General features: G+C 52.5%; 23 protein-coding genes. 1 reads left to right on the top strand and 22 read right to left on the bottom strand.

The features are described 5' to 3' along the window. Positions 1–36 precede the first annotated feature (36 nt). From T458_RS43075 to T458_RS43150, 16 genes are all read right to left on the bottom strand, one after another. Positions 37–1,425, bottom strand: coding sequence for an APC family permease (locus T458_RS43075; protein WP_051410107.1), 1,389 nt, complete (start codon positions 1,423–1,425; stop codon positions 37–39). 61 nt (positions 1,426–1,486) lie between these two features. After that, on the bottom strand, positions 1,487–2,938 hold the full coding sequence (locus T458_RS43080; protein WP_023557283.1) for an NAD-dependent succinate-semialdehyde dehydrogenase: 1,452 nt from the start codon (positions 2,936–2,938) through the stop codon (positions 1,487–1,489). A gap of 77 nt (positions 2,939–3,015) precedes the next feature. Further along, positions 3,016–4,374 (bottom strand): glutamine synthetase family protein, encoded by a 1,359-nt coding sequence (locus tag T458_RS43085; RefSeq protein ID WP_023557284.1) that lies wholly within the window; start codon positions 4,372–4,374, stop codon positions 3,016–3,018. Positions 4,375–4,394: 20 nt separating this feature from the next. Beyond that, on the bottom strand, positions 4,395–5,156 hold the full coding sequence (locus T458_RS43090) for an SDR family NAD(P)-dependent oxidoreductase (protein ID WP_023557285.1): 762 nt from the start codon (positions 5,154–5,156) through the stop codon (positions 4,395–4,397). Then, positions 5,153–6,304 carry a M20 family metallopeptidase gene (locus tag T458_RS43095; RefSeq protein WP_023557286.1) on the bottom strand — a complete coding sequence of 384 codons (1,152 nt, stop codon included), beginning with the start codon at positions 6,302–6,304 and terminating at the stop codon, positions 5,153–5,155. The genes T458_RS43090 and T458_RS43095 overlap by 4 nt, the downstream gene beginning before the upstream one ends. A gap of 157 nt (positions 6,305–6,461) precedes the next feature. Further along, complete coding sequence (locus T458_RS43100) at positions 6,462–8,492, bottom strand: sigma-54 interaction domain-containing protein (RefSeq protein ID WP_023557287.1); 2,031 nt, start codon at positions 8,490–8,492, stop codon at positions 6,462–6,464. A 119-nt stretch (positions 8,493–8,611) separates the two neighbouring features. Then, positions 8,612–9,004 (bottom strand): YhjD family protein, encoded by a 393-nt coding sequence (locus T458_RS43105; RefSeq protein ID WP_023557288.1) that lies wholly within the window; start codon positions 9,002–9,004, stop codon positions 8,612–8,614. Further along, on the bottom strand, positions 9,001–10,242 hold the full coding sequence (locus T458_RS43110; protein WP_023557289.1) for a DNA polymerase IV: 1,242 nt from the start codon (positions 10,240–10,242) through the stop codon (positions 9,001–9,003). Before T458_RS43110 ends, T458_RS43105 begins: the two co-directional genes overlap by 4 nt. 622 nt (positions 10,243–10,864) lie before the next feature. Next, positions 10,865–12,430 carry a hypothetical protein gene (locus T458_RS43115; RefSeq protein ID WP_023557291.1) on the bottom strand — a complete coding sequence of 522 codons (1,566 nt, stop codon included), beginning with the start codon at positions 12,428–12,430 and terminating at the stop codon, positions 10,865–10,867. Positions 12,431–12,583: 153 nt separating this feature from the next. Further along, complete coding sequence (locus T458_RS43120; RefSeq protein WP_023557292.1) at positions 12,584–13,108, bottom strand: hypothetical protein; 525 nt, start codon at positions 13,106–13,108, stop codon at positions 12,584–12,586. A 158-nt stretch (positions 13,109–13,266) separates the two neighbouring features. Then, complete coding sequence (gene recG, locus T458_RS43125; protein WP_031305868.1) at positions 13,267–15,312, bottom strand: ATP-dependent DNA helicase RecG; 2,046 nt, start codon at positions 15,310–15,312, stop codon at positions 13,267–13,269. Positions 15,313–15,317: 5 nt separating this feature from the next. Beyond that, on the bottom strand, positions 15,318–16,205 hold the full coding sequence (gene sdaAA, locus T458_RS43130; RefSeq protein ID WP_023557294.1) for an L-serine ammonia-lyase, iron-sulfur-dependent, subunit alpha: 888 nt from the start codon (positions 16,203–16,205) through the stop codon (positions 15,318–15,320). A 37-nt stretch (positions 16,206–16,242) separates the two neighbouring features. Beyond that, positions 16,243–16,908 carry an L-serine ammonia-lyase, iron-sulfur-dependent subunit beta gene (sdaAB, locus tag T458_RS43135; protein ID WP_023557295.1) on the bottom strand — a complete coding sequence of 222 codons (666 nt, stop codon included), beginning with the start codon at positions 16,906–16,908 and terminating at the stop codon, positions 16,243–16,245. A gap of 152 nt (positions 16,909–17,060) precedes the next feature. Next, positions 17,061–17,915 (bottom strand): DegV family protein, encoded by an 855-nt coding sequence (locus T458_RS43140; RefSeq protein ID WP_023557296.1) that lies wholly within the window; start codon positions 17,913–17,915, stop codon positions 17,061–17,063. 20 nt (positions 17,916–17,935) lie between these two features. Further along, entirely contained in the window at positions 17,936–19,636 is a 1,701-nt protein-coding gene (locus T458_RS43145) for a DAK2 domain-containing protein (RefSeq protein WP_023557297.1), read from the bottom strand. 12 nt (positions 19,637–19,648) lie between these two features. Then, positions 19,649–20,014 (bottom strand): Asp23/Gls24 family envelope stress response protein, encoded by a 366-nt coding sequence (locus tag T458_RS43150; protein ID WP_023557298.1) that lies wholly within the window; start codon positions 20,012–20,014, stop codon positions 19,649–19,651. Positions 20,015–20,264: 250 nt separating this feature from the next. Between T458_RS43150 and rpmB the strand changes: the two genes are divergently transcribed. Further along, complete coding sequence (gene rpmB, locus T458_RS56535) at positions 20,265–20,453, top strand: 50S ribosomal protein L28 (protein WP_005831020.1); 189 nt, start codon at positions 20,265–20,267, stop codon at positions 20,451–20,453. Positions 20,454–20,542: 89 nt separating this feature from the next. Here the strand turns inward: rpmB and spoVM are convergent, their stop codons facing one another. From spoVM to T458_RS0128945, 6 genes are all read right to left on the bottom strand, one after another. Beyond that, positions 20,543–20,626 (bottom strand): stage V sporulation protein SpoVM, encoded by an 84-nt coding sequence (gene spoVM / locus T458_RS43155; protein ID WP_023557299.1) that lies wholly within the window; start codon positions 20,624–20,626, stop codon positions 20,543–20,545. Positions 20,627–20,646: 20 nt separating this feature from the next. Continuing rightward, positions 20,647–20,823, bottom strand: a complete 177-nt coding sequence (locus T458_RS57245; RefSeq protein WP_023557300.1) for a hypothetical protein — start codon at positions 20,821–20,823, stop codon at positions 20,647–20,649. Positions 20,824–21,030: 207 nt separating this feature from the next. Next, complete coding sequence (thiT, locus tag T458_RS43165) at positions 21,031–21,594, bottom strand: energy-coupled thiamine transporter ThiT (protein ID WP_031305870.1); 564 nt, start codon at positions 21,592–21,594, stop codon at positions 21,031–21,033. Positions 21,595–21,733: 139 nt separating this feature from the next. Next, positions 21,734–22,456 (bottom strand): amino acid ABC transporter ATP-binding protein, encoded by a 723-nt coding sequence (locus T458_RS43170; protein WP_023557302.1) that lies wholly within the window; start codon positions 22,454–22,456, stop codon positions 21,734–21,736. Continuing rightward, positions 22,449–23,108, bottom strand: coding sequence for an amino acid ABC transporter permease (locus T458_RS0128940; RefSeq protein ID WP_031305872.1), 660 nt, complete (start codon positions 23,106–23,108; stop codon positions 22,449–22,451). The genes T458_RS43170 and T458_RS0128940 overlap by 8 nt, the downstream gene beginning before the upstream one ends. A 35-nt stretch (positions 23,109–23,143) precedes the next feature. Then, a complete protein-coding gene (locus T458_RS0128945) occupies positions 23,144–23,959 on the bottom strand; it encodes a transporter substrate-binding domain-containing protein (protein WP_031305873.1) in 816 nt (271 codons plus the stop codon). Positions 23,960–24,077 lie beyond the last annotated feature (118 nt).

A 24,077-nucleotide genomic window follows, 5' to 3' on the forward strand; every position in this document is an offset into this window, starting at 1 on the left:
CGTTCGAGGGTTCCTACTGAGGGCTGCTTCCGCCTTTTACAGGTCTCGCATGGTGGGCGGCACTTCCCTGTATCCTTTTGACTTCACGGCGCCCAGGATGATCCCCGCTGCAAGCCAGCTTCCACCAACGACATAAGTCATGGTATCGAAACCTGACCAAACGAAGAAAATGATGGAAAAACCTAGCAAGGGAAGCAGGCCGTATAGCAGAAGACCTTTGGGATCCCGCTGTTTTTTCTTGAAAATAAAGTAGATGATGACGGTCAGATTCAGCATCATAAAGGAGGTTAACGCTCCGAAGTTGACCAGCTTAATGATCGTTTCAATGGAGACGAATAAGGCAACAAAGAATGAGACTATTCCGACAAAAATCGTTGCGTTGAAAGGCGTTTTGTAGACTGGATGTATTTTTCCCAAAATTCCGGCAAACGGCAGCAGATTATCCCTGCTCATCGAGTAGATGATGCGGGCGATTGCCGATTGAATCGCCAATGCATTCGCAATCCCCACGGCAGCTACAGCGATGATGATAAACAGGTAGTAGAGAAGATCCCCGCCGACCTCTCTGGCAATATCGAAGTACGCCATATCCGGATCAAGGTCTTGATAATTTGGATGTGCCAGTGACGCCAGATAGGTTTGCACCATGAAGATCATCCCGATGGCCACTAAGGAAAATACCGTCGCTCGACCGACCGTTTTTCGCGGCTCTTTCACTTCCTCGGACAACGTACTGATGACATCGAAACCTAGAAATCCGAGTACTGCGATCGAAGCGGCACTTGCCAGAAATTCGAGGTTCACTTTGTCTGGTTGAATCAGCGGAGCTAATGAGAAACCACCCATCCCATTGCCGTCCACAAAGACAAACTTGATCGTGCAGGCGATGAATACCGCTAACACGGAGAGTTCCATGATGAGAAATACCAGGTTCGTGCGAGCTGTCAGGGAGATCCCTCTCGCATTGATGAAGGTATTGATGAAAAGGAACAACAGGATCAGCAGATAGGTCGGGATTGCTGGAAAAATGCTGTTCAGCCACATCGCTGAAAAGGACGCCAAGAGCGCTGGGCCCATAATGTAATCGACCGCGATCAGCCAGCCTGTCGCAAACCCTACATGCGGGTTCAGTCCCCTCTGTACATAGGAATATACGGAGCCCGCAATGGGAAACTCCTTGCTCATTTGGCTGTAGCTGAGTGCTGTAAATACCATGGCCACGATCCCGACCAGGTAGACGAGCGGCACCATGCCTGAGCTTTCGTGCGCCAGCATGCCATAAACCTGGATAGGCGCGATCGGGAGCATCGTGATCAACCCGTAGACAACGAGATCTTTCATGGTCAAGGCACGTTTCAGTTCCTGTTTGTAGCCGAGGTTGGTCAATGCAGATCCATTCTCATTCAAGCCTGTCTGTACTTTCATGTCACCCAAGCTAATCCCCCCGATTTATATGGATGTTGAATCTTCGAAGAGGTGTGACCCCTCACTCGAAAGTGAGGGCCACGTATTTCAGTTCCGTAAATTCTTCGACGCCTTGTTTTCCTCCGACACGTCCGATTCCACTCGCCTTCACGCCCCCAAAAGGCGCTTGCGGATATGCGAGAGAGGTCCCGTTGATCGCCATGTTTCCTACCTCGAGCCCCGCGATCATGCGGAACATTCTGGCGGCGTCCCGCGTAAAGACGTAGCCAGCCAGCCCATACGGCGTGTTGTTGCTGCGTTCAAGCACCTCCGTCTCATCCTCGAAGGTAAGAACCGGGGCTACTGGCCCAAAGATCTCTTCCTTGGTCAGCTCCATGTCATGTGTCACCTCGTCCAGAAGAGTGGGCGCAAAAAACAATCCATTCCCGAGTCCGTTTTCTGTAAGTCGGCGACCGCCTGTCAGCACCTTTGCCCCTTTTTCCACGGCATCCGCTACCAGACGCTCCACCTTGGCCAAGTAGGATGGATCGATCATGGCTCCCACCTGGCTGTCTGGCGCTAATCCCGGGGCCACTTGCAGTCGGCTGATTCGCTCCGCCAGCTTGTCCACCAATTCCTGATGGATCTTTTTGTGGGCATAGATGAGGTTGATCCCGTTGCACACTTGCCCGGCATTTTCAAATTTATTGCTGACGATTTTCTCCGCTGCCGCGTCCAGATCAGCATCCGGGAAGACGATGACCGGAGAGTTTCCACCCAATTCCAAGGTCAATCGCTTCACGTGATCAGCAGCCTGTCTCATCAGGATTTTGCCTACTTCCGTGGAACCCGTGAACGAAATTTTGCGCACTCTTGGGTCTGCTGATAGCATGTTGCCGATGGCAGCCGGTTCGCCCGTTACCAGATTTGCGACACCCTGAGGGATGCCTGTCTCCATCAGGTGACGGAACAAAGCAATAGCGATACAAGGAGTCTGCTCTGCAGGCTTCAGCACAATGGTACATCCTGCCACCAATGCCGGAGCCACCTTTTGCGCCAAGATCGCCGCCGGGAAATTGGCAGGCGTGATGAGACCGGCTACACCTACCGCTTCCCGAAAGACCATCAGCTTTTGTCCTGGATTCGATGCCGGGATGATCTCTCCCGCCAGCCGCTGTCCTTCTTCCGCATTGTAGCGAATCATGTACGCGGTTCCCGCTATTTCGCCCCGTGCCTCAGCGAGCGGTTTCCCTTGCTCGCTCGACAGGAGCAAAGCCAGCTCCTCATGATGGGCCAAAATCCGGTCTGCCCAGTCCAGCAGGTATCCAGCCCGATCCCCTGCTGTCCGCTTGGACCATTCCGGAAATGCCCGGTAGGCGGCGTCGATCGCTTGCTTCGTCTCCCTTTCTCCTCCATTCGGAACATAGGCCAGGACTGCTCCTGTCGCCGGGTTGTATACTTCGAAGGTCTCCTGCAAAGTGACTTGCTCTCCGTCAATCCACATGTGGTTCCATTCCATGCTCTTCTCTTTCATCTGTCGTGCTCCACTCCTTTCACATCCTGCTCTGCCCGCTTCCGACACCGCCTTTATGACGGGTCCTATCAGCTAGCTTAGATAAACTCGAAGTATTTTTTCCGCTCCCAATCCGTCACTTCCGCGAAATAATCGTTCAGTTCATTGCGGGCCGCTGTCAGATAATGCTCCACCACTTCATTGCCCAACAACTGCCGCACGATTTCACTTCGATCCAATTGCGTAATCGCTTCCACAAGATTGGAAGGAAGGCGCTCTACATCGGGATTGCTGGAGGGCTCTCCACGGGTAGGGGCGGCGATGTCTATGCGATTTTTGATGCCGTACAGACCGGATGCCAGCATAGCGGCAAGCACCAGATAGTGATTGACATCTGCGCCTGGAATCCGGTTTTCAATCCGGCACGACTTCCCTTTGCCATCGGTGCGAAACGAAGTGAAGCGGTTGTCTTCGCCCCATGTCAAGGTGTTGGGAGCCCCGCCGCCATTGGCAAGCCGCTTGTACGAATTGATGTACGGCGCGTAGAAGAGCATCATGGCTGGAGAAAGCGCCAGCATGCCGCCGAGGAAAAAGCGGCCTGTCTCGGAAAGTCCATACGTGCCGGCCGGATCGTAAAATAGATTGTTGCCGTTTGGATCCCACAGGCTGATATGGGTATGTCCGCTGCTGCCTGGCTCATCCGTGTCAGGCTTGGCCATAAACGTCGCCATCAGCTTGTTCATAACTGCGATTTCCTTGATGCCGTTCTTGTAAACGGCTGTACGATCCGCCATCTCCAGCGCTTCGGCATACCGGACATTCAGCTCGACCTGTCCCTTGCCGTATTCGCCCTTGATCGCCTCCAACGGTACGCCTGCTCCCTCCAAATGGCGAGACAACTGCGAGAGAAACCAGTCATCCACATTTAAGCGAAAGATGGAATAATCGACCGGATAGGAGAACAGCGGCTTCAGATCAATAAAATTCTTTTCACGAATGCTATCGCTCGTCTCCTGATACAAGTAGAACTCCATCTCGGACGCAGCATTGACTTTATATCCCTTGGCGGAGGCTTTGTTCAACTGCCGTTTCAAAATATTGCGCGGTGCGATTGACACTTCCGACCCGTCCTTGTTGTACAGATCGCCCAGCACCAGCGCAGTCCGTTCAATCCAGGGGTAGCGACGCAAGGTGGTCAGATCGGGAACGACCAGCATGTCGTGCAACCCGCTATCCAGATTGCAAAACTCATAATTTTCCGCGTATTTCAGGCTGGCATCCCAAATGAAGTTAATGGCGCACGTGTGAATGCCGTCCTTGGCGTCATCCAGAAAGTAGCGGGCAGGCACTTTTTTTCCAAACAGCTTGCCCTGCATGTCGACGCCCGCAATCGTTACCGTTTCGATTTCTCCACTGGCCACCAGCTCTGCCAATTGCGCTAGATCAATCTTGCCCACTTGCCTTCCCCCCTCTCTCCTTAGTGAATAGTCCAACCGCCATCTACGACAAGCGTGCTGCCCGTAATGTACTCCGACTCGTCGTACGAGAGAAAGACTACGGCATTGGCTACATCAGCCGGTTTTCCAACTCGACCTGCGGGCACACGTTCCAGAACCCACTCTTTGACCTCAGGATTTTCCAAGCCTTTTTGTGTAAATGGCGTTTCCACTACACCAGGAGCCACCGCATTTACTGTAATGCCATGGGAAGCAAGCTCCAGCGCGATCGCTTTGGTCAGCATGAACAATCCACCCTTGGACGAGTTGTAATGCGGCTGGCAATGACCGCTGCTGGAAACTACGCGATGCGCTTCAACCGAAGTAATATTGATAATTCTGCCGCCACGGCCCGCCTTGATCATTTCCTTGGCTGCTGCCTGGGAGCAGAGGAATGGCGCTTTCAGATTGACGTTGTGGACGCGGTCCCACTCCTCTACGCCAAGCTCGAGAAATGGCGTAAAAGCGACGATACCGGCATTGTTCACGAGAATATCGAGTTGACCGAATTCCTGTACCGTTTGCGACACCATTTTTTCTACGTCTGCCGGATTGGTAACATCTACCTTGATTACCATCCCTTTGCTTCCCGCCGGCGCCATCGCGATGGTTTCATTGGCTCCCGATTCATTGATGTCTGCAACAACGACGGTTGCCCCCTCTTCGAAGTAGCGCAATGCGATAGCTCGTCCATTACCGGATCCGGCTCCTGTTACGATAACCACTTTGTTTTGCAATTTCATTTGACATCTTCCCTTCCCTGAATGGATTGTACGAATTTTTCGATGATTTTTTGATAAGTGAATAACGATGGAATTTCTACATATTCATCCGGACCATGATGATTGGCTCCAATTGGTCCGAACTCGACTGCCGGTATTCCATGGGCGGCGAAAAAGCGCGTGTCGGCAGAGCCGTCTTGGCCAAACATCCTTACCGGCATAGCCGCCACTGTACTCGTCGAATGACGCAGCAGCCGAACGTAAGGGTCATCTGCGTAGGTTAGAACGGGAGCGCCCTCCTGGAGTACGCTTACGTCAGCCTCCGGGACAGCCCGCCGAATATCGGAAAGAATCTCATCCCGATCCTGTCCAGGCAGGTAGCGAATATCCAGACAGAACGAGCATGCATCAGGCACTTGATTGAGGGCCCCTCCCGCTTCGATCCGCGCGATATTGAAGGACGGACGATCATAGAAAGCTGAGCTTTGTTTCAAGAAATCGAGCCCTTCGATCTTTCGGTATACGTCCATAGCACAGAGAATTGCATTCTTTCCGAGCCAGGGACGGCTTCCGTGAGCGGCGACACCTGTCACTTCCACCTTCAGTTGCAATACGCCTTTGGCTTGCACGGCGATGTGCAAGTTCGTAGGTTCTCCGCAAATGACGAAATCGCCAAGAAAGCCATTTTGCGCCAAGAAGCCTGTGCCCTTCATTCCTCCCGTCTCTTCATCCGGGACCAGCTGCAAGAGAACATGGCAATCAAGCTCTTCCTCACGCAGCTCCACCATCGCCATCATCATGGCGGCCACTGCGCCTAGCATATCGTAGCTGCCTCGCGCATACAGCCTGTCCTCGACGATCTTTGGTTCGAACAAATGAGGCTCCCCCGGCACGACATCGAGATGTCCATTCAACACGACAGTAGGCTTTCCTGGTTTGTGTGCACCCTTGCTCGCCACTACGCTCTTCAGTCCCTGATTCATCAGAACCTCCGTCTTGAGGCCATGACGGTTCAGCCACTCCGCACAGAATGTCGCCGATTGATTGATCGCAGTCGCAGAAGTGGCTTCCATTCGAATCAGGTCGCACAGCAATGCAAGCAACGGCTTCTCCATCCCTACCACATCCTTTTTGCCATTTCTTTCTTTGTTCTCTATAGGGGGCGGCATCCTTCCCCTCCTATCCGGAGAAAATTTAGTAAATCTTCACGCAATTTTTTATTTGCAAGTACCATGCCACCTTTTTACTAGGCAAAAAGGCTAGGCTTTCACCAAATAAAAATGGGATAATCGGGCTAACTCCACCTGATCATCCCATTTCACCCATTTATCCTTGCAAATAGGCACTCCCCTTGCTTGTCAACTTACAACCGGCACGACCAGGAGTAACTTCAATCAAGCCAGCTTCACGCAGTTGATCAAGCGTCTTGCGCATATCATTTTCCGTAATCACGTAGCCGCTCTCTCTTGCGCGTCTCACCAGCGCACGTCTGCCCGTATTTTGCCCACTCACCCGCCCTTGGTGAATCATTTGCAAAATCAAGAGCTCTCTTTTCTCACCTGGCAGCTCCTGCAAATCGAGATGCGGAGTCCCGCGGTTAGACACTGTATCAGCACTGCCCTGCAAAAACAATGGAATGTCCTCCAGCGTCTCGCATCCTTCATTCATAAACGCGATATACTCCATCGTATTTTCCAATTCCCTGACATTCCCCGGCCATGGATACCGCATCAATGCGTCCTTCAACTGATGAACATGGCCCGGATGGGCGCCTCTGCGCTCCAGAAACCAAGTCGCCAAATACGGAATATCCTCGGGCCTTTCACGAAGCGGCGGGATATCCAACTGCAAGACCCGCAGACGATAGTACAAATCATCGCGAAATTTCCCTTCTGCCACTAATTTGGACAAATCCCGATTGGTGGCGGCGATGATTCGGACATCAATCGGAAATAGCCTCGTACCCCCTACTTTCAATACCTCTTTTTGCTGAATCACGCGCAATAGCCGGCTTTGCAGGCTGGGTGAAATGTCGCCGATCTCGTCCAAAAAGATCGTACCTTTATGGGCTTCCTCAAATAATCCCGGTTTCCCTCCCTTTTTGGCTCCGGTAAACGCTCCATCTTCGTAGCCAAACAGCTCGCTCTCAAGGAGATTATCTGGCAATGCGCTGCAATTGACTGCAACAAATGGATAGTTCGCACGTTTCGACGATTGATGGATCGCGTGAGCAAACAGCTCTTTTCCCGTCCCGCTCTCCCCAAGAATCAGCACATTCAAATCGGTTGATGCCATTTTTTTCGCACGCTGTACGATCTGTTTCATTTTCTCGCTCACTGTAACCAATTCGTGAAAGCCGAACTTAGCCACGTGCCCCTTCGGTTGAAAGCGGAGCTTCAATTCCAGCTCTTCCACCCGCTTCGCCACTTTGAGGGTCAACACGCCTCCCGTCATCCGGCCGTTCGTCACGATGTGCTGATTGTTGAGAATGACCTTCTGCTTCTTGATTTGTGTCAGGACATCCTTCCATTCTTCCTCGAACGAAGGACATTCCGCTCCCTCCTGCTTGAGCAAGCGCATGACATCCTGTGCTTCTTCTGCGGTACAGGAAAAAAATGCTTTGGCCTCTTGGTTGAGCAGCGTAATGCTTCCGTGCTGATCATAGCCAATGACCACGTCCTGAACCATATTCAGCGTTTGCTGCAGCATTTTTTTGGCATGAATCAGGCCTTTCATGGTCAATTCCAAACCTTGACTGCGCGATACGATGCTTTCTGCGTATCGGGCCAGAATGTTGCGGGTTGTGCCGTTCAACAAGTTTAACTGCGTCAGCATATCCACCATGGTCCCCACATCTACAACCCGATCACCAATGTCCACGATCTGGTTCACATAGTCGGGGACCAGATGACTTTCTCCTGGCGTGATCGCGATGGGAAGCTGTTCGGACAGATCAGCACCTGGATAGTAGGCCACGCACTCGATATGTCTTGCTCCCAGTTCATACAGAAGAGCGATTGCCTCCTCTGCCGAATCTTTTTCATCATTGACGAGAAGCAATCGAGTCCCTGTAGGAATCGCCATAACATTTTCCCAACTGCCGAGGGTCAAGGTCCGGCGGATGACCAGAATCACAGTACCTGGCTTGATCCAGGGAGGAGTATTCCTGAGGAAGATGGTGTGGGTACTGATTAGCACCATGTCAAAATCGATATCCTGATCTCCCCAGTCCTTGATGGGAATTCCTGAAAAATCTATCCATTGTCCGAATAGTCCATTCAATTGAGCGACAATTTCCCCTGCGGTCTCCCGTGAACCGGCAATAATGGCTACTCTCGGCCTTCTTGGTATGTTCAACTGATGACTTCCTCTCTTCTATTCCTGCTTCTTTTTACTCCTGCTACCCTTTATTTCTCTTCTGTTCATCGTAGCACAATTTTGAATTGTCAGCTGATCCTGTCTTATTTTCAAAATTTTTAAATAATTGTTTTCTCGCCTTGCTGATTGCTTGATACCCACAGACGGATCAATTCCTGGCATTCCGCCCGCAGGATTTCGATGGAGTAGATGGCCTCTCGCAGATAGCCGCGCTGCCGATACTGCACCACATAGGTTGGCCCCTGCTTTTGGGAGCGGACTACGTAGCACCCCCGCTGGCGCAACAGGCGGCGAATGGCATGGTGCTGCCGTTCTGCCCAGCGGGAAAGCTCCTGAAAAACGCTGTCGTAGGTCAGCTTCAGGACGACCTGATGCGTCGAATCCATATCCACCATCACGACCCGAAACAAAATGCCGAAGAGAATAAACCGTCGGATCAGATCCATCTCTTGTTCTTGCTGTTCTTTTCCTGATTCCTCCGGCTCGATCATTTATAATGCCCTCCGATCTTCCGGGCGCGCTCCCTCGCCTGGCCGGCTCCAAGCAGAGACGTAGCTCGCAGGATGGCATCCGGACCGTACTTGGAGCGAATCCCGTCCATCGCATGGGCCAGCGAACGCCGTCTGTGATTGTCCGTAAACAGATTCAGCTGAAGCACATTGTCCGGGACCAACTGCCCGAGATTGACTCCGACACTTCGCACAGGCGTCCCTTGCCAGTGGCGGTCAAACAGGCAGCAGGCTGCCTCGTACAGCGTCGTCGCGTCATTCGTCTGCTCCTCCAGCTTCAACTGGCGGCCAAATCCGTTGGCTGCATCCAAATCAGCGCCGCGGCACCCTACCGAGACGACTGATCCCATCAGTTCCTTGCTCCGTGCCCGCCGAGCTACCTCCTCGCACAGCTCCAACAGGACCACCTTGATTTCTGCTGCTGTGTGGTAATCGCGCGGCAGCGTCATGTGGTGACCGATCCCTTTTTGCGTATCGTAGGCGCGAAGCGAGACAGGCGAATCATCCAGACCATGTGCGGTGCGCCACAGCACCTCGCCGTTTACTCCCCAACGCTGCTTGAGGACTGCGGGAGACAATCCCGCCAATTGCCCGATCTGGTACACGCCCATGCGGTGAAAATGCCGCTTCATCCGCGAGCCCACCCCGAACAGCTTCTCGATCGGCAGCTTCCACAGCGTCTCTTCCAGCTCTTCTTTCTTTAACCAAAAAACGCCCGCCTCTTGTTTCTTGGCGAAGTTGTCACAAGCCATTTTGGCCAGAACCTTGTTCTCCCCGATTCCTACCCGGCAGTTGATCCCCGTCTCCAGCCAGACGCGCTGGCGGATCTGCGCCGCCATCTGATACACATCCCCAAACAGATGGACACTCCCTGTCACATCGAGGAACTGCTCGTCGATGGAGTACGGCTCTACCTTGTCGGTAAAAGACTCGAAAATCTGCGTAATCAGCAATGAAATATGAATATACGTTTCCATGCGCGGACGTACGACGACGAGGCGCCGGCATTTCTGCTGGGCCTGCCACAGCGCCTCTGCTGTGACGACCCCATAGGTTTTGGCGATTGGACAGGCAGCCAGAACCACACCGCTGCGCCGCTCAGGATCTCCTGCTACAACGATCGGCTGATCCCGGAGCGCTGGATTGGCTGCTTTCTCGATACTGGCGTAGAAACTTTGCATGTCGATGAGAAAAATAATCCGCTTGTTCGCCTTGGTCATCTTGGACCATCTCCTATATAAGAACGTTTGTTCGCAAAATCTTTTGTTCTTAGTATAGCAAACAAACGTTCGCTTTTATACCTCCTTTTCTTCTTTTGGGCTTGGTAATTTTTGCTGGCTCGTCCTAGGCGCGTTCGGAATAAGAAAAACGGGGGAAGATCAAGGTCACCCCCGTCCTTTTGCTTTCGTGGTCCTCAAGCTGTAGTGGAGCAGAGGAAAAAGGCGAGAACGCTCAGGCGGGTTGGGATCTTCGCTGGGAGCATCCCTGGCCGGCTACACTCCAAAGACGGAACCGCGGCCAAAAGCAGCCCTTTCGAAGAAGTGGTTCAAGGTTGGCCGCTAAATGCATGTTCCGCCTTTTGCGTTGCGCCTAGGTCAAGATCCCAAATGCCTTCGCTTTTCTCCCCTTTTTCCTCGACCATCTTTTCTTGCTCCCCCCACCTTTCACGGGCCTCTCTATGGAGCATCTTGATCTTCGGATCGAAATGGGATTCTTCACATCGTGACAGCCCTCATATACAAACAGCTTAAAACCCGTCTTTACCACAATTCCGGACCTATCTGTTAAAAAAACAGGGCTGCGGAAAACAACAGCCCTGCTTTGGAATCAGGATTCGGACCATCACTTGCTCGCGGCCAAATCGCGATTGCTGGATACATACAGCCAATTGCCATCCCGGCTTACCCCGAGCAAATGAAACGTGCTTGGCAATCCTGTGCGCAAGACTCGATCCTGCTTGCGGTCCGCGTCAAATAAATGGAGCGACAGGAAGCTCTCCTGCCTATCATTCGTACTTTCCCATTTGACGTAGACGTACTGATGGCTGCCGGGGAGCCAGAATCCCTGACCCAGATAGTCCGATACCGCCTCAGAGCCCTTGAACAGACCCGCAGTCAGGTACATCTGGTACATGCCGTCGTCACTTGCGGCATAACCCGCCCAGGTATCAGCTGGAACAGGCGGATTCCACTCGCTTACGGTACCAGTCTTCCAGTCCAGACGATACCGGTTTTCTGTGTACGACACATCAGATTCACGCATCGCAAAAGTAACTTGCTGTCCATCATCGGCAAATCGGACCGTCACCAGTGAATCGTCCACCTCACTAGTCGCAACCACTCCCTGCATCACACCAGGCAGACGCCGCTCGATCTTTCCTGCCTCCAGGTCGTACACGACGAAATCCAGATCTTTTCTCTGTTCGGCAGTCCCGATCGCCATCAACAGGCGCTGACGATCCTTGCTGAAGCTGGCGCCATAGACATAGCCGTCTACTTTTACCGTCGCAGCTGTGTCGCTAGGAGGCACTTCTGCACCTGCTGGAGGTGTCGCAAAGAAAAAGCCGCGAGGATCCGCAACAAACTCGCCCACTCCCTGATAATGATCAAGCAGCTCGCCAGGATAGGAAATCAATTGTTTCGTTTGATTGTCATACAGCCAGTGCAGCTTGGGATAACGCGCGTCACATTCACAATACCGCGTATAGCGGCTCACCAGAAAAAATCTCGCGTCCTCGTCAAGCATCATCGTATTGTAACTGACATTCCAGTCCGTTATCTTCTCCTGTTCCTTGCCGTCCAGTGAAACTCGCCACACCTGATCCGGAAGCATCACCAAAGCCCGAAAATCAGGCGGCTCCTCCGCCAAGGGACTGCCTTTCGCCGTTTTCGCTCCAGCTACGTGCAAACGATACTCAGCCCACTCGTTCTCCGATGTCTTCGGCTTCGGCAGCTCAGCCAAAACATGAAGCTGCTGATCGTGAACCCAGTGAAATGTCAGCAACGGCTCGACATATCCCAAATCCTCCCGCTTGGCTTCTGCCTGGGCGTTGTCGCGAATCGCCTGCTCGACGCTGGAACGGTCCATCGGCTGACGGAAAAAGACCGTATAAGCCTGCGGTCCCGTCCCCACGATGGTCCGCATGGGTGAGTGCAGCCGCGGCTCCTCATTCAATTGAATGACGACATCCTCCTGCATCGCTGCATAGGCATACGGAATTTCCACCGTACTCCACTTCGGTCGATTCGCCTCTCCCTCCTCCAAGGGCGGAGTGGCTGGCGTATTTCCGGGCACAGCAGGCGTACCCACTCCAGAAGAATCGGTCGAATCGCCGATGCTGCATCCCGTAAGCCATACAACGGACAAGCAAACAAAAAAGCCAGCTCTTACACAACGTGATAAGAACAAGCATAGTCCCCCTTTTGACTGCTATTTCTCTTCCCCATAATGACGCATCATAGAACTTCATTGTTACAATCATTGGAAAAGAAAAAGTCCTCCTTTGAGAGGAAGACTTCTTACTTCTGTATGAGTTGGCTGCCCTACTGTAGCTGCCGTAATCTAATCTACCAATTGTACAAACTCGTCTGGATTGTTGCGAATGTGCGCACCGATCCGATTAAGAGTGAATGGAGCGATATGGTGAAACGAGGTGTTGAGAGTGTTCATGGATTCGCGGAGTTCTTGGTTACGATCGAGGTCGTCACGTGTTACAGGGAATCCCTCTAAACGCCTCGGATGTTTATGTTTGATAAGAACAACTTCCATGTCTTCAAAAAAGGAAAGCATGGCTTCATCTTTAAAATACCGCAAACCGCCTTTGATTTCGCACCAAATGCTTGGCTGCGCAAAGAAATAGGCACTCCACCAATATAACTCGGTCAGTGATTTATTTGCGTGATTAAAATGCGCGTAGAACATGAATACGGCTTGTTGTCCTTTTGTTAAACCCTTGTAAAAAAGAGCAATGTCATGATCAAGGGCTTGTTCCGATTTATAAACCCGGATCATAGGCTCGAAGCATGCGCCTCCGAGCTTTGAATCTTCCAGTAAAACGAAATCTTGTCTCCTTATTTTCACAATCAAAATATGAATTTCCCCTCTCCTTTCCATCATACAGCATCAGGGAATAGGGAGACAATTCCTTGAAAAAGAGAGAGACAGCCAACGGTCTCTTGTCACCAAATAGCGCCCCTGTTGTGCCGTTGCCAGCCGCAAACAGGGGCGCCTTGCCTCGCCTCGCTCTAGTCAAAAACAATCCCGTCCAATACACCCTCGCGCTTGAGGTACTCACGCAGCCAGGCATAGCGATCCTCTTTCCAGAAGGAACGCTCCGCCACCAAATGGGCCGCCTCCTGCCTCGCCACCTCCAGTGCCTTGTAGTCGCTCAAGAGATCCGCCACCTTGAACTCCGGCAGCCCGCTCTGCTTGGTGCCAAAAAAATCACCGGGGCCGCGCAGCTCCAGATCGCGCTGCGACAATTCAAAGCCGTCTGTGGTCTCGCACATGACGCGCATCCGTTCTTTGCCGATCTCCGATTTGGGGTCGGCGATCAACACGCAATAGGATTGCTCCGAGCCGCGTCCCACCCGACCTCTAAGCTGATGCAATTGGGCTAGTCCAAAGCGCTCCGCATCGTAGACCACCATATAGGTCGCATTCGGCACGTTTACCCCGACCTCTACCACTGTCGTCGATACCAGCACCGCATACTCGCCAGCCAAAAACGCCTGCATGACCGCATCCTTTTCCTTCGCCGGCAGTCGTCCGTGCATCAAGCCTACGCCGAATTCCGGGAACACCTGAGAGAGCTGGGCATGGACGTCGATGGCGTTTTGCACGTCCAGCTTTTCCGACTCTTCGATCAATGGACAGATGACGTATGCCTGTCTGCCACGACGCAGTTCGCCGCGCATCTCCTCCAGCACAGCCGGGAATTGGTCGTGCTTCTTCCAGGTCGTCTCGATCGGCTTGCGGCCCGCAGGCATCTGGTCGATTGTCGAGACGTCCATATCGCCGAAAGCCGTGATCGCCAAGGTCCGCGGAATCGGTGTCGCGGTCATGAACAACACGTCAGGAGAAAGTCCCTTGCTGCGCAGAATCCGCCGCTGCTCTACCCCGAAGCGATGCTGTTCATCCGTGATGACCAGACCCAGGTTGGAGAAAAACACATCCTCCTGGATCAAGGCATGCGTGCCGACTACCACATCAATCAGCCCCATCTGCAAAGAGCCAATCACCTCGCGCCGTCTTTTCGCGGTCAAGGAACCGGAGAGCAGCGCCACCTCTACTCCATAGGGAGACAGCAGAGTCGTCAACGACTGCAGATGCTGTTCAGCCAAGATCTCGGTCGGCACCATCAACACCCCTTGATAGCCTGCTTTCACAGCCGCTATCAGGGCGATCGCCGCTACCACCGTTTTCCCGGAGCCTACATCCCCTTGCAGCAAGCGGTTCATCGCGTGGGGAGCGCGCATGTCGTCGAGGATTTCCTTGACGACCCGCTTCTGAGCATCCGTCAGCGGGAACGGCAGGCTGGTGACGAATTGGCGCACCTCGTCCATCGGAATCGCGAGTGCTGTGCCTTCTGTTTGCTGCCGATTGATGCGGCGCAGCGTCTGCATTTTCAGCTGAAACAAAAAAAGCTCCTCAAACATGATTCGGCGACGTGCCTGCCGCCCGTCCTCCGCACCTTCCGGAAAGTGAATGGAATGAAACGCGTCTGCACGCGGCATCAGCCGGTAGCGCTCCACGAGTTCCGCAGGCAAAATCTCCGGAATCTCCCGGCCGTACTGGCGCAATGCCTGCTGGATCAGCTTGCGCAGCAAGGCATGTGTCACATCCCCGCGCAGCGGATAGACAGGTGCCAGCTCGCCTCGCTTGACCGCACGCTCTGAATCGACTTCGGTCATTTCACTTACGGTAATTTGCAGCTTGTGCTTGTCCCATTTTCCGGTCAAAAGCACCTCTTTGCCTGGCGACAATCTGCTTTTTACGAATGTCTGGTTGAACCAGACAGCCGTCACCACGACCCGGTCCATCACGACCTTGACGCTGATGCGCGATTTGCCTTTTCCGTAAAAACGAACAGAGGGTTCGCCGTAGACGGTACCGGCTAGCGTAACCCTCTCCCCGTCCTTGATTTCGGTCAAGTCGCGTACGCGGTAATCCTCATAGCGGGAGGGAAAATACTCCAGAAGATCACCAATGCTCTCTATGCCCATCCCTGCCAATGACCTCGCCCGCTCATCCCCTACCCCGTGCAAAAGGGAGACGGACTTCTCATACATACCGCTCACGGGGTATCCAACCGGACGCCAAAGATCTTGGCTTCGATTTGTTTGCCGGTCTGTGTCGCAGCGAGTCCTCCCTGCGCTGTCTCTTTTAGCGCAGTCGGCATCTCGCAGCCGATTCGGTACATCGCTTCGATCACCTCATCGGTCGGTACGACACTTTTGATCCCGGCCAAAGCCATATCTGCCGCGACCGTTGCAATCGCAGCTCCCATCGCATTTCGTTTTACACAGGGTACTTCCACGAGGCCAGCAACTGGGTCGCAGACCAGACCGAGCATGTTTTTCAGTGCAATCGCGACGGCCTGCGACGACTGCTCCGGCGTGCCTCCCGCCATCTCTACGATCGCAGCCGCTGCCATCGCCGTCGCTGAGCCTACCTCTGCCTGACAGCCACCGGCAGCTCCCGAGATAAAGGCATTGTTGGCGATGCAATATCCAATGGCGCCCGAGGTAAACAGATAGTTCACCATCTCTTCTCTCGTCGGCTGCAATTTTTCGGAAACCGCGAACAACGTGCCGGGGACGATGCCGCATGCTCCTGCGGTCGGTGTCGCTACGATGGTTCCCATCGCCGCGTTCACTTCATTGACCGCCACAGACATGGAGACCGCATTCAACAGCGTCGGCCCAGAGAGAAACGGCTTGGTCTTCATATATTCCTGCAGCTTTTTCGCGTCCCCGCCCGTCAGTCCGCTATGTGAGCGGATATCCTCCGTCAGCCCGCGTTGGACCGCTTTTTCCATAATGTCCAGATTTTTGTACATCTGCTCCATGATTTCATCCCGGCTACGTTGGGATACTTCCATCTCCGCTTCAATCATCACCTGGGAGATTTTCTTTCCCTGTGATTCTGCCAGCTCCACCAGTCCAGCTACATTGCGAAACATGATGTGATACCACTCCTCTATCCCCTCGTCAGGCCCGTTAGCCTAGCGCAAGCAGGGAAACATCAAATATATGGGGAATGTTGCGGATCTCCTCCATGACCTGCTCCGATACGACCGCATCCGTCTCCAGTGCCATCAATGCGCGAGAACCGCGGTCGTGGCGGGAGACCTCCATCAGTCCTACGTTGATCCGCTGCCGCGTCAGCACCTTGGCTACAGCCGCAATCATTCCGAAACGATCCTCATGCAAGACCAGCAGGGTCGGACTGTCAAATCCCAATTGACAGGAAAAGCCGTTGATCTCCAGCACTTCGATCTTGCCGCCACCGATGGATACGCCGACGATCTCTATCGTCTCCTTCTCATCGGACAGCCGGATTCTCGCTGTGTTGGGATGCTCTGTCCGCACATCTGACGTCTGCAGGATCACTTCCATTCCTTCATTTTGCGCAATGCTCAGAGAATCTTTCAAGCGCAAATCGAAAGTATCAAAATCAAGAATTCCCGCCACTGTCGCTACATCTGAGCCATGACCCTGATAGGTTTTGGCAAATGAGCCGTAGAAGGTGATTTCAGCCCGCTTCGGCTGACGGCCCAACAGCTTGCGGGCCACTCTGCCGATCCGTGCCGCACCTGCGGTATGGGAACTAGAGGGCCCAACCATGACGGGGCCGATAATATCAAATACGCTTTTGTATTTCAACCGCTTCTCCTCCTGCTATCAAAGGGGTGGCACGTTCATTCTCATTGTATCGCACAGCATATGAAAGCGCTACATAGGTTTGAACATCCGGCTCTTGAACAAGGCAAAAGCCCCCCTTCGACTGAGGGAGGCTCTCCGCCAAAATCCTGAGCTTACTCTTTCACCATCACGAAGCCCAGCAAACCGGGTCCAGTGTGGGTTCCAATTACAGGACCAATTTCTTGAATATAGGATTCGCTGACCGAGAACTCCTGCTTGATGCGCTCCAGCATTTCAGCAGCCTGCTCAGGAACGCTGCTATGCAGAACGGCCACCTTGACCCGCTGCCCCTGGGCGTATTCCTGCAGGGTTTCCAGCACACGGCTGAGCGCTTTTTTCGTTCCGCGAACCTTGTCAAAAGCACTGACGTAGCCCGCAGGGTCCAGCATCAAAATCGGCTTGATGTTGAGCAGCGAGCCAATCACGGCAGAAGCACGTCCGATTCGGCCGCCTTTTTGCAGGAATTCCAAGGTATCCACGATAAAGTACACCTGCACCTCATCCAGGTAGCGGTCGATCATGTCGAGAATTTGCTGCTTGTTTTTGCCTTCCCGTGCCGCACGGGCTGCCTCGACACAGATCATGCCATGGACAAACGAGGCTTTGCGCGAGTCGATCACTGTGATATCCACTTCGTCTTCCATCATCGTCTTGGCGATCATCGCAGACTGATACGTGCCGGAAAGGGCGGCAGACAGCATGATCACAATAATCTGCACATCTTTTCCGTGCTGTTCCACGATTCCCTTGTACGCTTCGGCAAACTCAATCGGAGAAGGCTGCGAAGTGGTCGGCAGTGCAGAACTTTGCTTTAACTTGTCAAAAAACTCACCTGAGGAAATAGTGACCCCGTCCAGATAGGTCTCCGATCCGAACATGACCTTCAACGGAACACTTACAATCCCCAATGATTGACGTACAGATGCTTCGATATCAGAAGCACTGTCAGTAAGAATCACAATGGACATACGCGCATCTCCTCACACGATTACTCTACAGAATAGATAAAGGGATAAAGGGGTTGGCCACCTTCAAGAATCTCGACTTCCACATCCGGAAATGCATCTGACACGACCGTCTCCAGCTCGGCCGCCTGATCCTGCGTCGCATCAGCGCCGAGGAAGATCGTGACGATCTCTGCCTCCTCATCAATCATGCTGAGCAACAGCGTCCGTGCGCTCTCCATCAGATCCGCGCCTGACGTGACGATTTCCTTTTCTGCAATGCCAATGTAGTCTCCTTCCTTGATTTCCACATCACCCATTCGCGTATCGCGCACGGCATGAGTCACCATACCAGTCTTGACATGGGCAATCGCCCTGCTCATGGCCTCTGCATTCACCTTTGGCTCCGCGCCTGCATTGAACGCCACGAGTGCCGCCATCCCTTGGGGAATGCTTTTGCTCGGGATCACAGTGACAGGCACCTCTGCCAGCTCCGAAGCTTGTTGGGCGGCCATAATAATATTGCTATTGTTAGGCAGGATGAAAATATGCTCGGCGTTGCATCCAGCAATCGCATTTACGAAATCTTCCGTGCTCGGATTCATTGTCTGTCCGCCTTCTACCACGACATGAACACCCATGCTGCGGAAGATGTCTGCGATCCCCTTGCCAGCCGCCACCGCAATCAGACCATAAGGAAGCGCTCCCAATTGCTGGCTTTCGTCGACAGCATCCTGCTCTTTGCTCTCTTCTGCTTTTAAAATGTTGGCGTGCTGCTCCCGCATGTTTTCGATCTTGATGCGGTGCAAGCTGCCGAATTGCTGAGCGTATTGCATCACATTGCCCGGATGCTCGGCATGGATATGTACTTTTACCACATCATCGTCCGAGACGACGAGCAATGAATCTCCCATCTTGTCCAATTGAGCGCGGAACAAGGCTTCGGAGAACGGCTTCTTATTCGGCTCGGTGCTATGGGAGAGCCAGACCATAAACTCTGTGCAATACCCATAATGAATATCCTCTGTCTTGAGATGAACCTGCGCGTTGTGGTGCTCTTGCACCAGCTTGTCGAGTTGCATCTGGTCCTTGGGCTGTGACGAGGCTTGCTTCACTTCAGTGGCCGTCTCCCCGCGCAAGGCACGCAGAAATCCTTCATATATGTATAAAAGACCTTGTCCACCAGAATCAACAACCCCGACTTCTTTCAAGACGGGCAGCATATCCGGTGTGCGCAATAAAGTATCTTGCGCCTGTTCATATGTTTTCTCCATGACGTGGACCACATCATCGGATGTACGGGCAGTACGGACAGCCATGTCTGCTGCTTCCCGCGCAACTGTCAAAATGGTCCCTTCTACCGGCTTCATCACTGCTTGATAAGCAGAATCCACACCGGCTTTTAGTGCGTCCGCAAATTGACGGGCATTGATTTCCTCTTTCCCGTTGACTGTTTTGCTGAAGCCGCGGAACAGCTGGGACAAGATAACCCCGGAGTTCCCCCTGGCCCCCATCAGCAAGCCTTTTGCCAAGGCAGAGGCGGCTTCCGAAATGCTTGCGGACTCTTTGCGCGACAGTTCCTCCACGCCAGAGGTGAGCGTCAAATTCATATTGGTCCCCGTATCGCCATCCGGTACGGGGAACACATTCAATCCATCTACCACTTTGACGTTTTCGGACAGAAAACTCGCTCCCAAGTAAACCATCCGGCTAAACTGCACGCCATCCAGACGCGTATGTACCACTTACGTTCCTCCTTACGTATCTCTGTCTGTACGAACTCCCTGTACGAAAATATTGACGGCAGAGACATCAATTCCAACCGTTTGCTCCAATGTGTATCGAACGCGGCGCTGTACGTTGCCAGCCACTTCTGAAATCTTCACGCCATAGCTGACGATGATATGCATGTCCAAGCTCACTTCGCCATTTTGATTGTGGACAACGACACCTTTGCTAAGGTTGTCCTTTTTTAACAGCTCCGCGATTCCATCTTTTAACGCTTTGCGGGATGCCATTCCTACCAGGCCAAACACTTCCATGGCCGCGCCCCCAGCAATTCGTGCGACAACATCTTCCGTAACGTCAATTTTTCCCAGAGGGGTGCTCAATTCCACTGTCATGCAAGGACTCCTCCTTTTTCAACGGCTTGGCCGTCATCGGTTCGCCTAACTATGCTTCCCCCAATTCTACACTAACATATGGGAGAAATGAAGCGTTTTTGTCGATTGGTAGATTGTCATTGCGGAAAGAGCGGACAAATCCTCATGTCAAGTATTGCAATTGACAGCTGTCATATGCTACTATTATCGAGTATTTGTATTTCCCATCGAAGGAAATCCCGTTTAGATGCAACAAGGGAGGTGGATCGTAATGGCACGTCGCTGCTTTGTAACTGGTAAATCTGCTAAAGCTGGAAACGCTCGCTCCCACTCCATGCGCGCAACTCGCCGCACCTGGGGTGTTAACGTACAAAAAGTGCGCATTCTTGTAAATGGAAAACCGAAGCGCGTTTATGTAAGTACCCGAGCACTGAAATCCGGACTCGTAACTCGCGTATAGTGATTCATGCTACGCGAAAAAAAGCACCCTTGAGGTGCTTTTTTGCATTTCTTTGACCTTTCATCCTTGAGGAGGCCCGTGCCACGCCGTCATTTTTTCTTGTTGAATGCCTCTATGACGGCGCGAATCATGCCACCCAGGAACTTCGGCAACTTGATGGTGTAAAACCGCATGTTACCCCTCCTCACCGAAATTACTTCCCACGATACAAAAACAAGCCGGCCCCCATGAGCGCCACCGATAACAGGCTATACCAAACCCACGGAGGTGCCATGTACAGGAAAATGGTGACTCCTCCGACAGCCAATGCAACACCGAGAACACGTCGCAAGGCGCCCCCCTGTCGCAGGCGAAAGGAGCGCAATCCCATTTCTTGACGCACCTCCTTTAAGGTGTTCTCCCAAACGTGCATATTACATCATATTCTGCTGTCGGATAAACATGTATCCTGCCGCACGAAAATGTAAAAACGATGATTCCAACCAAAGACAAAAAATCAGGCAGCAGGATAGCTGCCTGATTACAATATGCGCGGCTGATGTTAAAAATGCAGGTCCACCCGCGGGAATTTTGCACGTCAGGCCAAACGGCGCTTGCGTGCTGGCTGCAGCAATTGCGGCGCACTGGCCAATACAATGGTCAGGACGATCCCCGAGATCACCATCTCAGGCAAGAGATACGTAATATTGTATACGAACGAATACCAGGCCACATTCATGCCCTCTGGCGCAAATTCGCCAAACCAGACAATCCCCGAGGTGAAGTGGCAGGCAAAACGAATCAGTACACCCGCCAGCAGTGCACCCCATACTGCGAGATTGCGTTTTGACTTATTCTCGAATTCGGAGATACGTACAATTCCAGCCAAGCCCAGTGCAGCAAAAGCAATTGGATAATCCAAGAGAAGCTGGACGACGTTGACGAAATAGCCCCCCATGAATAGCTGCAGCAGGCCGACTATCATACCCGTCAACACTCCCGGAACCATGCCGCGCCGAACAGCAATCAACGCAATAGGAACCATGACCAGAGAGACCGATCCGCCCTGTGGCATTTGAAAGACTTTAATTTCACTAAAAACAAATGCAAGTGCTGCCATAATCGCCATTTCCAGCAATATCAGCAGTCGATTCCGATCCACCATGTTTCACTCCCTCATCATAGATGGTTTAGAACATTGTACAAATGAGAACAATTTCTACTCTTACTGCTCTGATTCTAGCCCAAGTGTTCTGTACTGTCAAAACGAAAAGCCGCGCTCTTTCAGAACGCGACTTTGCTTATCGGACTTTTTCCAAAAACTGCTTGGCGCGCTCACTCTGAGGACGCTGGAAGAAATCAGCAGGCGCCGCATCTTCCACAAGACGCCCTCCGTCGAGAAACAGAATGCGGTCCGCCACTTCTTCCGCGAAGCGCATCTCGTGCGTCACGATCGCCATTGTCATTCCCGAATCAGCCAGTCCCTTCATCACGTCCAGCACCTCTTTGACCATCTCCGGATCAAGTGCAGAGGTAGGCTCGTCAAACAGCATAATCTGCGGCTCCATGACGAGGGAACGAGCGATCGCCACACGTTGCTTCTGTCCCCCGGAAAGTCGGGATGGGTAGGCGTCCGCCTTGTCTGACAAACCGACACGGGCGAGCAGCTCCTTGGCCTTTTGTTCAGCTTTGTCTTTGGACATGCCCTTTACCTTGATTGGTGCATAGGTCAAGTTGTTCAGCACGGTCATGTGCGGGAACAGGTGAAAGTGCTGAAAGACCATGCCGATCTGTTGACGGATTTGCATCACGTTTGCCTTCGGATCTGTGATGGCTTGACCATTGATGATAATCTGGCCGCTAGTCGGAACCTCGAGCAGATTGATGCAGCGCAACAAGGTCGATTTGCCTGAACCGGACGGGCCGATGATGGCCACGACTTCTCCCTTGCCAATCTCGGTCGAGATGCCTTTGAGCACCTCCAGCTGTCCAAACGATTTCGTTATCTGATCGATCTTAATCACTGCGTCTCATCCTCCGTTCCACAAACCGGGCCACCCAAGTCAGGAGCATCACCATCACGTAGTACAGCACCCCAGCAATGATATAAGGCTCTAAGTAGCGGAAGGTCACTCCCCTAACCACGTTGGCGTTCTGCAGAATATCGGCAAGACCAATCGTAGAGACGAGTGCGGATTCCTTCAACAGGGCGATCGTCTCGTTGACCAGTGCCGGAAGGATGTTTTTAACCCCCTGCGGCAGGATGATATCGAGCATCATTCTGCGATAGGGAACCCCGAGGGCCTTGGCCGCTTCCCACTGCCCCTTGTCGACAGCGAGAATCCCCCCGCGAATCGTCTCCGAAATATAGGCAGCCGAATTCAGTGTAAAGGTAAGCACCGCCGCCTCCCACTGCGAGATGCTGTAGCCCGTCAACTGCGGTGTGGCAAAATAGACAAATGAAAGCTGCAAGATCAGCGGCGTGCCGCGAAATACCGAGGTGTAGGCGACAGCAAACCAGTTGAGTGGGCCCAGCTTCGAGATTTTGATCAGTGCCAGCACAGAACCCCAGATGAAACCGAGTACCACGGAAATCAATGTAACTTGTAGCGTGACCTTTATCCCTTCAAAAATAAAAGGGATATAGGGCACGATTTGATCAAAATTCCAATCCATGCCCTTCCCCACCTTTATCAACAGCCTGTTGGCTGTTATTCAGATTCTCGGAACCATTTGTTGATGAGCTTGTCCATCTCACCGTTTTCTTGCATTTTCTTGATTACGTTATTGAAATCTTCGACCAGCGGAGAGCCTTTCGGGAAGGCAATCGCAGTTCCGTTTGTTTCAGGGCTTTCGATGACGGTATATTGCAAGCCCTCATTGTTTTTCACGAAGCCTGCTGCTACCTGGTCCTCGATGATCGCAGCATCCACGCGTCCCGTTTTCACTTCTTCCACGATCTCGCCAATGCGGTTCAGGGAAGTGATTTGCAAGCCTTCTACTTTTTCTGCCAATTCTTTTGCTGCTGTTTCCTGGATGGAACCGAGCTGTACGGCTACTTTTTTGCCAGCCAGCTGCTCTGGTTTTGTCAGGTTGCTGTCTTTTTTCGATACGATAGTATTTCTCGCTTCGTAGTAGATAACCGAGAAATCAGCATTTTGCAGGCGCTCCGGTGTAGGAGTCATTCCCGCCATGACGAAATCAGCGCGCTTGGATTGCAGGGCTGGAACCAGTCCATCGAAGTTCATATCATTTACCTGTACTTCGAAGCCCAGTTCTTGTCCAATATATTTGGCAATGTCGATATCAAAGCCAACGATCTCATCCTTGCCGCTAGTCAGATCATGGTACTCATAAGGCTGATAGTCTGCTGATGTAGCCATAACCAATGTCTTTTTATCTCCGCTTGGCTGCGCAGCATCCTGGCCTGCTTGCGGCTGCTGTGTGCCTGTCCCACAGCCTGTCATCATCGCTACTGCCAGCAACGAGGAAATGGCAAGCGAAAAAACCGACTTTTTGTTTTTCATGATGAAACCTCCGTTTAGTATGAAGAAAGTTTTGATCAACAATTTATATTTATACAACAAAATGATTGGAATAATCAATGCCTAATTTTCGAAGAAACCGCTTCCTTCGATAGTATGT

Source organism: Brevibacillus panacihumi W25 (assembly GCF_000503775.1).
Taxonomy (GTDB): Bacteria; Bacillota; Bacilli; order Brevibacillales; family Brevibacillaceae; genus Brevibacillus; species Brevibacillus panacihumi_A.